Origin of the sequence: Ruegeria atlantica (genome assembly GCF_013032005.1) — a bacterium.
In the GTDB taxonomy this organism is placed as follows: Bacteria; Pseudomonadota; Alphaproteobacteria; order Rhodobacterales; family Rhodobacteraceae; genus Ruegeria; species Ruegeria atlantica_A.
Genome location: NZ_WQBE01000001.1, coordinates 843,474 through 857,433, shown reverse-complemented (window position 1 = coordinate 857,433; position 13,960 = coordinate 843,474). Strand labels below are relative to the sequence as shown.

At 58.8% G+C, this 13,960-nt stretch carries 15 protein-coding genes; 6 read left to right on the top strand and 9 right to left on the bottom strand.

Annotated elements, in window-relative coordinates:
* Nucleotides 1–5: 5 nt before the first annotated feature.
* From plsX to GOX21_RS04215, 3 genes are all read right to left on the bottom strand, one after another.
* Nucleotides 6–1,094, bottom strand: coding sequence for a phosphate acyltransferase PlsX (gene plsX / locus GOX21_RS04225; protein ID WP_170348975.1), 1,089 nt, complete (start codon nucleotides 1,092–1,094; stop codon nucleotides 6–8).
* A 23-nt stretch (nucleotides 1,095–1,117) separates the two neighbouring features.
* A complete protein-coding gene (gene rpmF / locus GOX21_RS04220) occupies nucleotides 1,118–1,324 on the bottom strand; it encodes a 50S ribosomal protein L32 (RefSeq protein WP_008756996.1) in 207 nt (68 codons plus the stop codon).
* A gap of 206 nt (nucleotides 1,325–1,530) precedes the next feature.
* Nucleotides 1,531–2,067, bottom strand: a complete 537-nt coding sequence (locus GOX21_RS04215) for a YceD family protein (RefSeq protein ID WP_170375703.1) — start codon at nucleotides 2,065–2,067, stop codon at nucleotides 1,531–1,533.
* Nucleotides 2,068–2,152: 85 nt separating this feature from the next.
* Between GOX21_RS04215 and GOX21_RS04210 the strand changes: the two genes are divergently transcribed.
* The 3 genes from GOX21_RS04210 to GOX21_RS04200 all read left to right on the top strand — a co-directional run bounded on the left by GOX21_RS04210 (nucleotide 2,153) and on the right by GOX21_RS04200 (nucleotide 5,312).
* Nucleotides 2,153–2,629: an outer membrane protein assembly factor BamE gene (locus GOX21_RS04210; RefSeq protein ID WP_170348973.1), complete on the top strand. Its 477-nt coding sequence runs from the start codon at nucleotides 2,153–2,155 to the stop codon at nucleotides 2,627–2,629.
* Between the two features lie 98 nt (nucleotides 2,630–2,727).
* A complete protein-coding gene (locus GOX21_RS04205; RefSeq protein WP_254428446.1) occupies nucleotides 2,728–3,462 on the top strand; it encodes a GNAT family N-acetyltransferase in 735 nt (244 codons plus the stop codon).
* A gap of 41 nt (nucleotides 3,463–3,503) precedes the next feature.
* Nucleotides 3,504–5,312, top strand: coding sequence for an ABC-F family ATP-binding cassette domain-containing protein (locus GOX21_RS04200; protein WP_170375699.1), 1,809 nt, complete (start codon nucleotides 3,504–3,506; stop codon nucleotides 5,310–5,312).
* On the opposite strand, the gene GOX21_RS04195 is transcribed toward GOX21_RS04200, so the two are convergent.
* Together GOX21_RS04195 and GOX21_RS04190 are read right to left on the bottom strand one after the other, a co-directional pair.
* Nucleotides 5,309–5,860 (bottom strand): sugar O-acetyltransferase, encoded by a 552-nt coding sequence (locus tag GOX21_RS04195; protein ID WP_170375698.1) that lies wholly within the window; start codon nucleotides 5,858–5,860, stop codon nucleotides 5,309–5,311. The two genes, GOX21_RS04200 and GOX21_RS04195, sit on opposite strands and share 4 nt — an antisense overlap.
* Nucleotides 5,861–5,869: 9 nt before the next feature.
* On the bottom strand, nucleotides 5,870–6,625 hold the full coding sequence (locus GOX21_RS04190; RefSeq protein WP_170375696.1) for an SDR family NAD(P)-dependent oxidoreductase: 756 nt from the start codon (nucleotides 6,623–6,625) through the stop codon (nucleotides 5,870–5,872).
* Nucleotides 6,626–6,834: 209 nt separating this feature from the next.
* Here GOX21_RS04190 and GOX21_RS04185 point away from each other — a divergent pair, with 209 nt between their 5' ends.
* Nucleotides 6,835–7,830, top strand: coding sequence for a hypothetical protein (locus GOX21_RS04185; protein WP_170375694.1), 996 nt, complete (start codon nucleotides 6,835–6,837; stop codon nucleotides 7,828–7,830).
* 80 nt (nucleotides 7,831–7,910) lie between these two features.
* On the opposite strand, the gene tyrS is transcribed toward GOX21_RS04185, so the two are convergent.
* Together tyrS and GOX21_RS04175 are read right to left on the bottom strand one after the other, a co-directional pair.
* Entirely contained in the window at nucleotides 7,911–9,158 is a 1,248-nt protein-coding gene (gene tyrS / locus GOX21_RS04180; protein WP_170375692.1) for a tyrosine--tRNA ligase, read from the bottom strand.
* A 92-nt stretch (nucleotides 9,159–9,250) separates the two neighbouring features.
* Nucleotides 9,251–10,516 (bottom strand): MFS transporter, encoded by a 1,266-nt coding sequence (locus GOX21_RS04175; RefSeq protein WP_170375690.1) that lies wholly within the window; start codon nucleotides 10,514–10,516, stop codon nucleotides 9,251–9,253.
* A 243-nt stretch (nucleotides 10,517–10,759) separates the two neighbouring features.
* Here GOX21_RS04175 and GOX21_RS04170 point away from each other — a divergent pair, with 243 nt between their 5' ends.
* The gene (locus GOX21_RS04170; protein WP_254428473.1) at nucleotides 10,760–11,833 is read left to right on the top strand and encodes an anhydro-N-acetylmuramic acid kinase; all 1,074 of its coding nucleotides are present in this window, start codon (nucleotides 10,760–10,762) and stop codon (nucleotides 11,831–11,833) included.
* A 23-nt stretch (nucleotides 11,834–11,856) separates the two neighbouring features.
* Nucleotides 11,857–12,543 carry a dimethylsulfonioproprionate lyase family protein gene (locus GOX21_RS04165; RefSeq protein WP_170375686.1) on the top strand — a complete coding sequence of 229 codons (687 nt, stop codon included), beginning with the start codon at nucleotides 11,857–11,859 and terminating at the stop codon, nucleotides 12,541–12,543.
* A gap of 70 nt (nucleotides 12,544–12,613) precedes the next feature.
* Here the strand turns inward: GOX21_RS04165 and GOX21_RS04160 are convergent, their stop codons facing one another.
* Both GOX21_RS04160 and GOX21_RS04155 read right to left on the bottom strand, forming a co-directional pair.
* The gene (locus GOX21_RS04160; RefSeq protein WP_170375684.1) at nucleotides 12,614–13,501 is read right to left on the bottom strand and encodes a fatty acid desaturase; all 888 of its coding nucleotides are present in this window, start codon (nucleotides 13,499–13,501) and stop codon (nucleotides 12,614–12,616) included.
* A 3-nt stretch (nucleotides 13,502–13,504) separates the two neighbouring features.
* A complete protein-coding gene (locus GOX21_RS04155; protein ID WP_170348963.1) occupies nucleotides 13,505–13,924 on the bottom strand; it encodes a cupin domain-containing protein in 420 nt (139 codons plus the stop codon).
* Between the last annotated feature and the right edge of the window lie 36 nt (nucleotides 13,925–13,960).

Genomic DNA, 13,960 nt, shown 5'->3' with positions numbered 1-13,960 from the left:
TTTTGTTATTCGCCAGCCTTTGGCGGCGTGTGGGCGGCATCTTGTGCAAGCTCGGCTGTCGATGCAACCCGTGCCGCCAATTTTTCGGCGAAACCAGACTGGGCAAGGGTAAAGGCCAGTTTGACTGCTGCCGAGACTCCGATGGCATCCGCGCCACCATGTGATTTGACCACGGTTCCGTTGAGGCCAAGAAAAACGCCGCCATTCACTTGGCGCGGGTCGATACGCTTTTTCAAACGATTTAACGACGTGATCGCCAGTACCGAAGCGAGGCGTGACAGCGGTGAATACTTGAACGCTTTGCGCAACAGGTCGCCAATCAGGCTGGCGGTGCCTTCGCCGGTCTTAATGGCGACGTTGCCGGTAAACCCATCAGTGACAATGACATCCGCCTTGTCGCCGGGAATGTCGCTGCCTTCAACGAAACCGACAAAATCGAAATTCGCCTGCTCTGCGAATTCCGTGATCATAGCATGTGCTTCTTTAAGCTCGGCGCGGCCCTTGTGTTCTTCGGTGCCCACGTTCAAGAGACCGATCCGAGGACGTTCCAGCGCCATGCCGTTGCGCGCATAGGATGCACCCATCAGCGCATATTGCAGCAGATCCTTGGCGTCGGCGCGCACATCCGCGCCCACATCCAGCATCACGTTGAACCCCTGCGGGTTGCGCGATGGCCACAGAATCGCAATCGCCGGACGGTTTACACCCGGCAATTTGCGCAACCGCATCATCGACAGCGCCATCAGCGCGCCGGTGTTGCCGCAGGAAACGGCGCCATGCGCCTCACCTTGCCGCACTGATTCCAGCGTTGACCACATCGAGGTCTGCTTGCCACTGCGGACAACCTGACTGGGCTTGTCCTCCATCGTGACTACATCGGGGCAATCACGAAAAACGACGCGCCCCTGCAGGACACGCCGTTTGGCAACAAGTTTGCGCAGCGTAGGCTCAGGCCCGTGCAGAATAAACGCGATATCGGGGTTTTTGATTGCCGATTTGGCAATGCCCGCAACCACAGTCGCGGGCCCCGAGTCTCCGCCCATAGCGTCAACCGAGATGGTAATCCGTCCGGCGTGCGAGGGCTGTTCAGTCATTCCTTGCCTGCGCTTTTAAAGGCTTAGGCCGCGTCTTCGTCCAGGTCGATTTCGTCGGCCTGTGCGACGACTTCGCGGTCATCGTAGTGGCCACAGGACGCGCAGACGTGGTGCGGGCGCTTCAGCTCGCCGCAGTTGGGGCATTCGTTCGGGTTTGCAGCAACCAGAGCGTCGTGTGCGCGGCGGTTGTTGCGACGCGACTTGGAAACTTTGTTCTGTTGGACGGCCATGGTCTCAACCTTTGTCTACTGAGGGCCAACAGATTCGCTGTGGGCCGGGTTTCATTCTTCGTTTATCTCGTGGTTTGACGCGCGTTTAGGGGACGATCCCCGCAATGTCCAACCCAAATTCCGATGAGCGCGCGAAAATACTGCGATTCTCGACATGTTCAAGCGATTTTTCTGAGGGCCTGATATGACAGGAAAACAGACCTATGTCACTCGTCTTTTTTCAGCGCGTCGCGCAGACCGGCCAGACCGGCAAAGGGCTTGACGTCTTCGTCTGTCATGGCCTGTTTGCCCGGCTCGGTATAGTCGGCCTGTCCCAGTTCGGCACCGTCTTTACGTGGGTATTGGGGCAGGGCCAGCGACAGGGCCTCGACCATGACAAGCGCTGGGTCGATCTCAGCACCAAGCTGTTCGGTTTCATCACCTTCGGGAATTTCAAACTCGGGCTCTTCTGGATCAACCCAATCGGCCACATAGATTCGCGCGACCGGGATGTCGATGCGTGTGGTCACCGGTTCCAATGTCACCACGCAGGGCTGAATCACTGTAGCCCCCAGTTTTCCGTTCAATGCCCAGTCGCGCTTGCCCTGTGCCCTTACGTCACCCACAAAGCTGAGCTTGCGTAGGCCAAGCAAGCCCAACTCGTCCCTGATAGCCTCCAAAGCCTTTGCGTCTGGGCGCAACTCAAAGGGGGTTGGTGCATTTTGGGGCAGATCGGCCACCCGCAGAGATGTCTGGTTGCTCATTCGTGACCCTTTCCTGTGTTGAACCGGGGCTGCGGTTTGATGTAAGCGGATAGGGTCCGTAACGGGCCAAGGCAAGAGGGTGTGAATGTTGAAGGTTGTGAACAGGTTGAAACCGGCGTCGAAAACGCTTGTCTTTGCGGCCTGTCTGGCAGCGGCTGGTGCATGTTCGCCGGTCTTCAAGAATCACGGATATGTCCCAACGCCCGAGGATCTGGCCGAGGTCAAAGTGGGTGTGGACACCCGCGACAGTGTGATCGAGGCGGTCGGCGCCCCCAGTTCGTCCGGCGTGATCCGCGATTCCGGGTTCTACTACGTCCGGTCACGCATTCGTCATTACGGCCCGAAAAAGCCCGAAGTGGTCTCGCGTGAGTTGGTGGCGATCAGCTTTGATGACCGGGGCGTGGTTCGGAACATCGAACGGTTCGGGCTTGAGGATGGTATTGTCGTCACGCTGGATCGCCGGATTACCGAGTCCACGATTCAGGGTCAGGGCTTTATCCGTCAGCTGTTGGGTAACATCGGTAACTTTAACCCGGCCAATATTCCCGGCACGTCACAGTAATTTATAGCCACATCTTGCGATGGTCATGCGGCAGTCACACATTGTGTGATAGGGGCATGGCAAGAGGAAACAGGTCAGCAACCGCGGAGGATGCGACCATGGCACTATTGCTTGGTAAGGGGCGGTATCGCGCCCGGCTGGCGCAGTCGCGGCAGGACCTGGCGGCGGCACAGCAGCTTCGGATGTTGGCCTTTGGGACAGAGAAAATCGATCAGGACGATTTCGATTCGGTCTGTGCCCACATTCTGGTCGAAGATGTGCGCGCAGGCGGGCAAGTGGTCTGTTGTTTCCGCATGCTGACCATGGCGGATGGCACTGAAATCGGCCGCAGCTATTCGGCGCAGTTCTATGATCTTTCGGCGCTTGCGGGGTTTAGCGGTCGGATGGTTGAGATGGGGCGGTTTTGCGTTCATCCGGACTGGACCGACCCAGACATTCTGCGTGTCGCCTGGGGGGCAATGACGGCCTATGTAGATCAGAATAATGTCGAGATGCTGTTTGGCTGTTCGTCCTTCGCTGGGACCGAAACCGAGGAGTATCTGGATGCGTTCGCGATTCTAAAGCACAGGCATCTCGCCCCAAAACGTTGGCTGCCACGGGTCAAGGCACCGGATGTATTCCGCTTTGCCACGCGTCTGCGTCGCAGGCCGGATGTGAAAAAGGCGATGTTGCGGATGCCGCCCTTGCTGCGTACTTATCTGATGATGGGCGGCTGGGTCAGTGACCATGCGGTCGTCGATCGGCATATGAATACGCTGCATGTGTTCACCGGGCTTGAGATTGGTGCGATTCCCCCGGCAAGGAAACGATTGTTGCGAGCGGTGGTTCGGTAATCCCCGTTGACCCCTTGGCCTTGCCGGTTTAGCTGGCGGGCATGGCGAGAATTCCTTTGTTGCAGATGTCCGGCATTTCCCTGACCTTTGGGGGTGATCCGGTGTTTTCGGGGCTGGACCTGGTGGTGCAGCCGGGCGATCGTGTCGCGTTGGTGGGGCGCAATGGGTCCGGCAAATCAACCTTGATGAAAGTAATGGCCGGTCTGGTCGAGCCCGACCAAGGCGACATTGTGATTCCGCCTGGAAAATCTGTAGGTTACATGGAGCAGGACCCAACCATGGAAGGGTTCGCGACGCTGGGCGACTATGCCTCAAGCGGGTTAGAGCCAGGTGAGCTGTACAAGGTTGAACGCGCCGGAGAGGGGCTGAAATTCGACCCGTCGCGCCCGGTCGAAACGGCCTCGGGCGGCGAGCGGCGGCGAGCGGCGCTGGCCAAGCTGATGGCCGAGGCGCCAGACCTGATGCTGCTGGACGAGCCGACCAACCACCTAGATATCGAAGCCATCGCGTGGCTCGAGCGTGAGCTGGGCGCGACGCGGGCTGCGTTTGTACTGATCTCGCACGACCGCGCGTTTTTGCGGGCATTAACCCGAGCCACGTTGTGGATTGACCGCGGAATGGTGCGGCGACAGGAACAGGGGTTCGACGCTTTCGAAACCTGGCGTGACAAAGTTTGGGATGAGGAAGATCAGCAACGTCACAAGCTGAACCGCCTGATTAAATCCGAGGCGAAATGGGCTGTCGAGGGCATCAGCGCACGACGCAAGCGCAATCAAGGCCGCGTGCGCGCCCTGCAGGCGTTGCGGGCCGAAAAGGCGGCGCAAATCAAACGCCAGGGCTCGGCCGCCATGGCGCTTGAGGCAGGGCCGAAATCCGGACGAAAAGTTATCGAAACCAAAGGCTTGTCCAAGTCCTTTGATGCACAACAGATCGTGCGGAACTTCGACCTATTGGTGCAACGCGGTGATCGGGTGGCTTTTGTCGGACCCAATGGTGTAGGCAAGACGACCCTGCTGAAAATGCTGCTTGGACAAGAGCAACCGGATGAGGGCTCGGTGACCCTGGGTACCAATCTTGAGGTTGCGGTGTTCGATCAGACCCGCGCGCAACTGGACCCGGAAATGAGCCTTTGGGATAGTCTGACCGGCGACCCCGAGATGCGGGTTTCCGGCAAGGCCGATCAGGTGATGGTCGGTGGCCAACCCAAGCATGTGGTCGGCTACCTCAAGGAATTCCTGTTTGACGAACGGCAGGCCAGAGCGGCGGTTAAATCCCTGTCAGGGGGCGAAAAAGCGCGATTGCTGCTGGCCAAGCTGATGGCGAAATCCTCGAACCTGCTGGTGCTGGACGAACCGACCAACGATCTGGATGTCGAAACACTGGATCTGTTGCAGGAACTGCTGGACGATTATGACGGCACCGTTCTGCTGGTCAGTCACGACCGAGATTTCCTGGATCGCGTCGCCACTACGACCATCGCGATGGAGGGCAATGGCCGCGCAATCGTCTATGCGGGTGGGTGGTCGGACTATATTGCACAGCGAGGAGACGTTGCGGAAAAGAAGGTAGAAAAATCAAAACCCTCAAAGCCAAAGGTCAAGCCGGAAAGTCAGGCGAAATCGGGTCTGTCTTTCTCGGAAAAACACCGGCTTGAGAAACTACCCGCCGAAATCGCCCGGCTTGAGGCCGAGATCGGCAAACTGGAAGACCTCATGTCCGATCCCGAATTATTCACCCGCGAACCGGTTAAATTCCAGAAGGCGACCGAGGCGTTGGTCGAACGGCAGGAAAAACTGGCCGCAGCCGAGGATGAGTGGCTGATGCTCGAAGAAAAGGCCGAAGGCGCTTAGGACTGTTTCAGCGCTCGGGCAGGGTTTCCAACGACCGTTTCCTCGGCCGCGACGTCTTTGGTCACGACGCTGCCCGCACCGATGGTGGCATTGTCGCCGATGGTGATGCCGGGCATCAAGATGGCTCCACCGCCCACCCAGACATTCCGCCCAATCGTCACCGGAAGACCAATTTCAAGACCCTGCGCACGCTCAACCGGGTCTTTGGCGTGTTGGGCGCAATAAATCTGAACGTGCGGTCCCAACATCGTGCCGTCTCCTACCCGCACCGCAGCAGTGTCCAGAACCACGCAGCCCGCGTTGAAGTAAACGCGCTGGCCTAGATGGATGTTCAACCCATAGGCGCAGTGAAAAGGAGCCTCGAGAAAGCAATCCGACCCGACGTTGCCGAACAACGCCAGCAATTCCGGTGCTATCGCACCGCGGGTATCCGGCGGACAGGTGTTATGCGCGTGAACTGCGCGTCGGGCCTGTGCGCGCAGGGCATCCAATTCCGGATCCAGACAGCAATACCACTCTCCGGCCTGCATCTTTTCGCGTTCGGTCATGAAACTGACCTAGCGCATTCGCAGGGCACCGTCGATGCGGATGACCTCTCCGTTCAGGTATCCCATCTCGACGATAACCCCTGCCAGTCGTCCGTATTCGCGTGGATCACCCAGACGGGCCGGGTTGGGGACGTCAGCGGCCAGTTGCTGCTGTACCTCTTCGGGCAGGCCGGCCAGCATCGGGGTCATGAAGATGCCGGGCGCGATGGCCATAACCCGTATCCCGGTCGAGGCCAGATCGCGGGCCATCGGCAGGGTCATCCCGACCACTCCACCTTTTGAAGCCGCATAGGCCGCTTGTCCTTTTTGCCCGTCAAAGGCCGCGATCGATGCGGTATTGATGATCACACCGCGTGCGCCGTCGGGCTCAGGGTCATTCTTTGCCATTTCAGCCGCAGCCAGGCGCGAGACGTTGAATGTGCCCACCAGATTGATGTCGATGGTGCGTTGAAAGGCGTCCAGTGGGTGGGGGCCGTCTTTGCCCACCGTCTTGATGCCATAAGCGATTCCGGCGCAGTTCACGGCGGCCGTGATCTGGCCCATATTGTTCATCGCCTGATCGATCGCTGCGGCGGCGGATTCCTCGTTCGTCACGTCCGTTTCAGCAAAATGCCCTCCGATTTCCTCCGCGACCTGAGTGCCACGGACGGCGTCGCGGTCCAGAATAGTGACCTGCGCGCCGCGCTCGGCAAAGTGGCGTGCGGTTGCTTCGCCCAGCCCCGAAGCACCGCCAGTGATGATCGCGGATGTGGTGGACAATTGCATGGCGGAGGTCTCCTCTCAGGATATGAACGTATGTTCAGTTAATCTGAGGATTTAGGTGATGTCCACAATTCGGACGAGATTTTTCAAAGTTTTATGCCGTTTCTCAAGCGATTCTCAGAGGAACTTTAACTGCGCTTAATGCGCAAGTCTCACATCGGTACCTATCAATTTGACGCGTCGAGGGGGCGCGGAACAAGGAGACAAGTGTTATGCGTAAGAGTTTGAAAGTCGGAATTCCTGTGCTGGTAACAGCACCTTTTCTGACTGTGATGGCGGTAAGCAGCGCCGCAGCTGCGCCAGAGGTGTGCAACTGGAAGACCGCCCGGGATGCTGCAAATCGGGAGGATTATCAGGCGCTGTGTGATTGTCAGCAGGTGACACCCAGCTTTCTGGAACGCCTGCAACAACGATCGGATTTCGCGACCACATTGCGCAACACAACGGCGCAATGCCCAGGATTGGCTTCGTTGTTGACCGACCAACCAACGGGTTCGATTGGTGCATCGGGAAATCCAGGCGAGGCGCGGGGAAATGATCAGTTTGCCGGTCTTGATTCAGATAACGGAGGCGGTTCCGGGTCTGGCGGCGGAGGCGAAGGTGGTAACCCCGGCAACGGCGGCGGTGGCCCCGGTGACGGTGGCGGCGACCCCGGTGATGGTGGCGGTGATCCCGGTGATGGTGGCGGTGATCCCGGCGACGGTGGTGGTGATCCCGGTGACGGCGGCGGTGACCCAGGCAACGGCGGTGGCGGCGGCAACGGCGGCAACAACGGCGGCGGCAATGGCGGCAACAACGGCGGCGGCAATGGCGGCAACAACGGCGGCGGCAATGGCGGCAACAACGGTGGTGGCAACGGCGGCAACAACGGCGGCGGCAACGGTGGCAACAACGGCGGCCCCGGTAATGGTAACGGAAACAACGGGAATTCCGGCAACGGCGGTGGCAATAACGGCGGCTCTGGCCCCGGCACCGGAAACGGTGGCGGCAATAACGGCAATGGCAATGGCGGCGGTGGTCACGGCAATGGGGGCAGCAATGGCGGCGGTCACGGCGGAGGCAAAGGCGGCAACGGTGACGGTAAAGGCGGCCATGGCGGTGGCAAAGGCGGCCACGGCGACGGTAAAGGCGGCGGCAAAGGAGGCCATGGCGGTGGCAAGGGCGGCCACGGCGACGGAAAAGGCGGCGGCAAGGATGGAAAACGCTAAGCCCGTTTGCCACCTGCGCGTCAGCGCCTCAAACGAAAACGGCCACCCAATTGGGTGGCCGTTAGCCGTGTTGGAACAGTTTAGGCCAGCCGGACCAAGGCGTGCCGCTTCTTGCCCGCGCTCAATTTGACGGGTGAGGACAGAGCGCCTGCGTCGATCATCAGGCCCGCATCCGTCAAAGGGGCATCGTCCACTTTGGCGCCGTTTTCAGCAATCAGGCGTTTGGCCTCTTTGCCCGACTTCGCGAGACCGGAAATGACGAACAATTGCACGATCGAGATTGGGAGGGTGCCCTCGCCGACGATCACGGTCGGCAGGTCATCCCCAACGCCCCCTCTCTCAAACACTTCGCGTGCGGTGGCCTCGGCAGTCGCAGCGGCTAAAGCACCGTGGGCAAGGGTGGTCACCTCGTTGGCAAGACGGATCTTGGCCTCATTGATTTCGGACCCTTGCAGGGCGCCCAGACGGTCGCACTCATCCACCGGCATTTCGGTGTAGAGCTTCAGGAACCGCCCGACATCCGCATCGGTGGTGTTGCGCCAGAACTGCCAGAATTCGTAGGGCGAGCGCATCTCGGCGTTCAGCCATACCGCTCCGTCCTGAGATTTGCCCATCTTCTTGCCGTCGCTGGTGGTCAACAGGGGCGAGGTCAGACCGTAAATCTCGTGATCCAGCACGCGGCGGGTCAGGTCGATCCCATTGACGATATTGCCCCACTGATCCGAGCCGCCCATCTGCAGAACGCAGCCATAGCGGCGGTTCAGCTCAAGGAAATCATAAGCCTGCAGGATCATGTAGTTGAATTCGAGGAAGCTGAGCGATTGTTCTCGATCCAGCCGCGATTTCACGGACTCAAACGAAAGCATGCGGTTGACCGAGAAGTGCCGCCCGATGTCCCGCAGGAAATCGAGGTAGTTCAGGTCGTCCAGCCACTCGGCATTGTTCAGCATCAGAGCTTTGTTTTCGGCGTCACTGTCATAGTCGATATAGGCCGAGAACACCTTTTTGATGCCCGCGATGTTTTCGTCGATCTGTTCGGGCCCCAACAGGGGACGTTCATCCGCGCGGAACGACGGATCGCCCACCTTGGTGGTGCCGCCGCCCATTAGGGTGATCGGCTGATGGCCGGTTTTCTGGAACCAGCGCAGCATCATGATTTGGATCAGGCTGCCCACATGCAACGATTTTGCCGTCGCATCAAAGCCGATATAGGCCGGCTTGCACCCACTGATCAGCGCTTCGTCAAGGCCCTGATAATCGGTGCAGTCGGCGAGAAAGCCGCGCTCGATCATCGTGGCGATGAAATCCGATTTGGGGTGGTAGGTCATATCGTGCCCTTTGGGTTGATGTTGCGGGGCACTGTATAGGCGTCGCTTTGGGCAAGGAAAAGCCACCATTTCCAAGAAAAACGTGGGCAGTGTCAGCTTTTGACCGGAGGCAGGCGCAACGCATAGAGCATTGCGATCAGGTTCAGCGCGGCCAGTGCAAAGATCGGGGTGATTGGATCGTGCAGATGTGCCACCGCGCCCAGGATCGCAGCAAAGACCATGCCGATCAGTCCGGCACTAACATCGCCAAGGGCGACCAGGTAGGGACGCTCCTGTTCCGATGTCTTTTCAATGATATAGAGATAGCGGCCATAAATGACGCCATTCCCGCCCAGTGACAGCAGCAGGATGACCAGCGCATAAACCCAGACGTTCTGCGCATAGCCAAGGAATGTGAAGGCCAGCGCCAGTATGGCTGAAACTGCCGAGACCAAGCACCCCAGCCACATCACCGGCTTGACCGAGATCCGACCGCTGAGCCAACCCCACAGGATCGAGCCCAGCACCATACCAAGACTGGCGGCCATCACGAAATAGCTGAGTGAGTGTTTGGTGCCCACGTGAAAGGTCGCAGCGTGGATCGTGTAAAACGGCATGGCCAGCTCAACCGAGACAAAGATCAGACGCGTCGTAAGAAACTTGCGATACCACGAATAAGCCATGCCGGTTTTGAAACCGGTCACCAACTCAGCCAACGGTTTGGGTTTGCTTTTGGGTGCGGGGGCACGGGCTTGCTCTTGTTCCAGCAGCCGGACACCGGCAAAGCTGACGCCGGCGGCGAACATGGCGACGACGCCGCACCACAGGACGACGATGTGGCGCTGCATTGGTTCATCCGAGGCCAGCAGATCGCGCGTCACCCAGACCACAAGAATGGCCAGAATGCCTGAGATTGTGGCCTGTGCAAACACCATCCGATTTCGTTTCGCCTCGGGCACCGAGATGCCATAGATTTGGCTGGTGCCCAGACTGGTGATCCCTTGGCACAGTCCCATTACAACCGCGGTTGTCAGAAATAGTAACACAATCAAAAGATTGGGAAGGTTTGTTGCGAACAATGCCACGACCGACAGAATGGCGGCCGTCAGGATGTTGGGTACGTAAACCGCCAGTTTCGCGCGGGTCACCCGATTGATGAACGGAGACATGAAAATCTCGGCAATCAGGCGCGATCCGGTCACGAAGGGCAGCAAAAGGCCCGCGAAAAACGTAGGCGCCCCCAAGGCCAGATACAGGAAGGGCAGCACCAGATTGGGGTTCACCAGCTGCCCGCCAATTGTGGCCAGTGACCCTGACCAAAAGATAAGCTGGTAATTGCGTCTCTGCGCGGGCTGGTTGGGTGTCTGTGTGTCCGTCATGGTCGTCCGTTTGGGGTGCAGTTGGTCGCAATGCTTACTCAGGCCGTGCGCCGGTGCAACCGTCCCGTCGCTCGTGTTGTGGTTGCAGGCGCGCAGGTTGTAGCAAAAAAGCACGTGGACCGCGTGATGTGACTTGCCTAGTGGGGCGATGAACAGGCAGGTTGAGCGCCATAAAACAAGATAAATGAGGTGAGCGTGAACCGGGCCATCAGGAAAGGCGGGCCGATCAAAGCCCTGGGTGCAATGTCTGGCACGTCGCTGGACGGTGTGGATGCTGCGGTGGTGGAAACCGATGGGCATCACATCATCGGTTTTGGCCCAAGCGGCTATCGCGCCTATACCGAGGCCGAGCGCAGCGATCTGCGCGCGGCGCTGGGTCAATGGCACGGCCCGGACGTGGACAAGGCGGCTGAGCTGGTTACCATTGCGCACGCCGAGGCGCTCTCGGAATTTGAAGAGATCGATCTGATCGGCTTTCACGGGCAGACTCTGGCGCACGAACCACATGGGCGGGGTACGTTACAAGTGGGCGACGGCAAGGGGTTGGCGCAGGCTTTAGGCGTGCCGGTCGTCTGGGATTTCCGCAGTGACGACGTGGCGATGGGGGGGGAAGGTGCGCCCCTAGCACCATTCTTTCACTTTGCCTGCGCTAAATGGATCGGGGCGACCCAACCGCTGTGTTTTTTGAACCTCGGCGGGGTGGGAAACCTGACTTATGTGGACCCCGGCTTTGACGGCCCGGAAGCGCCCGGAGCTCTGCTGGCCTTTGACACCGGTCCCGCCAATGCACCCGTTGATGACCTGATGCAGGCGCGTCTGGGCCTGCCGATGGACCGCGATGGTGCGGTTGCGCGTGGCGGCACGGTCGAGATGGGCGCGCTCGAACTGTTTCTGGCTGAGCCTTACTTTACCCGAATGCCCCCTAAGTCTCTTGACCGGAACGACTTTGCCGAGATGATCCGGTTGGTTCAGGAGCTAAACGACGCCGACGCGGTGGCCACACTGACCGGCATGTGTGCGGCGGGCGTGCTGCAGGGGATGGAACATTGCCCCAAACCGCCTGCGCGTCTTCTGGTCACTGGCGGCGGGCGGCATAACCCGGTGCTGATGGAGATGCTGCGCGTCGCACTGGACTGCCCGGTCGAGCCGGTCGAAGCGGTAGGGTTGGACGGCGACATGCTCGAGGCACAGGCCTTCGCCTATCTCGCAGTACGCGTGGCACGTGGGTTGCCGACATCATGCCCTGGAACAACTGGGGTTAAAGCTCTTGTCGGGGGAGGAGTTGTCAGTACGGTTTCGATGGGTGCTGCTGGCTGAAGGGAATTTGGCTGGAACCTCAGATGATAGGCTTTCGTGTCGCTCGGCAGCAAAATTTGCATTCGATGTCGCATGCAGACAAACCCAAGTCTGAAAACTGGTTATCCTCGCTCTTTATGAGCAAAGAAGGCGTCTACCAGAATCTACTGCAACAAGCTCGGGATGCATATGTCAGCCATCCCCAGATGACGTCGTTCGCACCGTTTCCAGATGACATTCAAAGGCAGGAGATTGAGCCATATCATCTCCCGTGTGGCGACGTGTTGCGGCAGGAGGCGGGGCTGGTATCACAAACCTATGCTCGCCTGCAGGATGCGATCGTAAACGCAGCACCTTACGCGGTTTGGCGAGAGACCTACAAATACACAGATATCGGCGATTGTTTCCTGAATAATTTTGGATGTTATTCCATCGTCGGAGCAGGAGGGCCGTTCTTATCGAACAAACTCTGGCTTTGGATTGTTCACATGCCGCCTCAGCTTTACTATCCGTGGCATCATCATCCAGCAGAAGAAATGTACATGGTGATTTCAGGAACTGGCGTGTTCAATCGCGAGGGCTGTCCGAGTGAAAACCTCGGCGAAGGCGGCACTGTGTATCACGAAAGCAATCAGCCGCATGCAATGGAAACGCAGGACGATCCGATATTGTGCCTTGTGGCCTGGCGCAACCGTTTCGATACGCCTCCTGTCCTGACCCCATCCAATTAAACGGTTGGATAGGGGGTGACTTTGACCAGCTTTTTTGTCGGAGGTCACAGGGTCACTGGACGACGGATTTTCACTTCAGGGATTTCATGTAATCCAGTGAAAAATCGGAATACCCCTCAGAAGTCGATTTCAAATGTGCCCGGGTCCAATCGTGCAGCGCGGGCAATTGATGGAACGGCACGTTGGGAAACGCATGGTGCTCGGCGTGGTAGGGCATATTCCAGGCCAGAAACCGGACGATGCGGTTGGTGAAAGTGGTGCGAGAGTTCTCGAGCATATTGGCGACTGAGGGGCAGAGGCCATGTTCGGCTAATAGATAGAGGCGCAAGAAGGGTTGCGCGATCAGCACCGGTAGAATCCATAGCCAGAACAATACTGAAGAATAGAGCAGGCTGAGACCGACAAGGACGTAGAGAACCAGCAATAGCCGCGCCTCAATACGCATGGCGCGGTGTTGGCGGGCAGGCAGGTAGGGCGCGTCGATCCGGCCAAAAGCGTTTTGCATCAGAACCTTTGCCATCCCGCTCCAATACGGCCATCCGCTTAGGTAAATCAGCAGGTCCCGCCAATTCCCGGGTCGTGGTTTGCCACCCAGCTCCGGGTCTTTTTCCGGGTGGTTGGTCCATTTGTGATGGGCCAGATGGAAATACCGAAACCACGTAAAGGGCAGGGCGATAGGGATCGAAACCAGATGCCCGATGACATCGTTCAACCAGCCACTGCGAAACGGTGTCTTGTGCGTACACTCGTGACTGAGCGTAAACAGGAAAACCAGAAGGATGCCTTGGGGAAGGATAAACAGAGGCCAAAGCGGCACCCGCAATGCGATACAGGCCGAGGTGCCCGCCAGTACTATGCCATACGCCGCCAAATGCTTCAGCCCAGCGGCGTCAGATCGGAGCTGAAGCCTTTCTTTCGCCTCGGGCGGGATCGACGCTATGAGCGCGCGGTGGTCCACGGTTTACCCGCGCGCGATATCGAATTCCGGCGCGGCCAACACAAAGCCGTCGAATTCGAACCCGGGTGAGACGGTGCAACTGACCAGAGTGTACTCTCCAGTCGACTGCGCTGATTGCCAGTGGTTCGTGGGTACGATCAATTGTGGCGCGCCTTTGGTCAGGTCGGGGGTCAGCAGGTGATCGTTGGCAGGGCCGTCATCGGTAGCGCTGAGGGACAGGGTCAGTGGCGCACCGGCGTGATACAGCCAGATTTCGGTCGCATCGACGCGGTGCCAGTGGCTGTGTTCGCCAGCCTGCAACAGGAAATAGATGCATGTGCCGGTGGCGCGGCCTTCGTTATCGGCCCGCCAAGTTTCGCGGAACCAACCGCCCTCGGGGTGGCGCTGCAACTGAAGGTGGTCGATGATCTCTTGCGCGGTCATTAGGGCCTCTTGCTTGGTTGTGGTGATTATGCACGC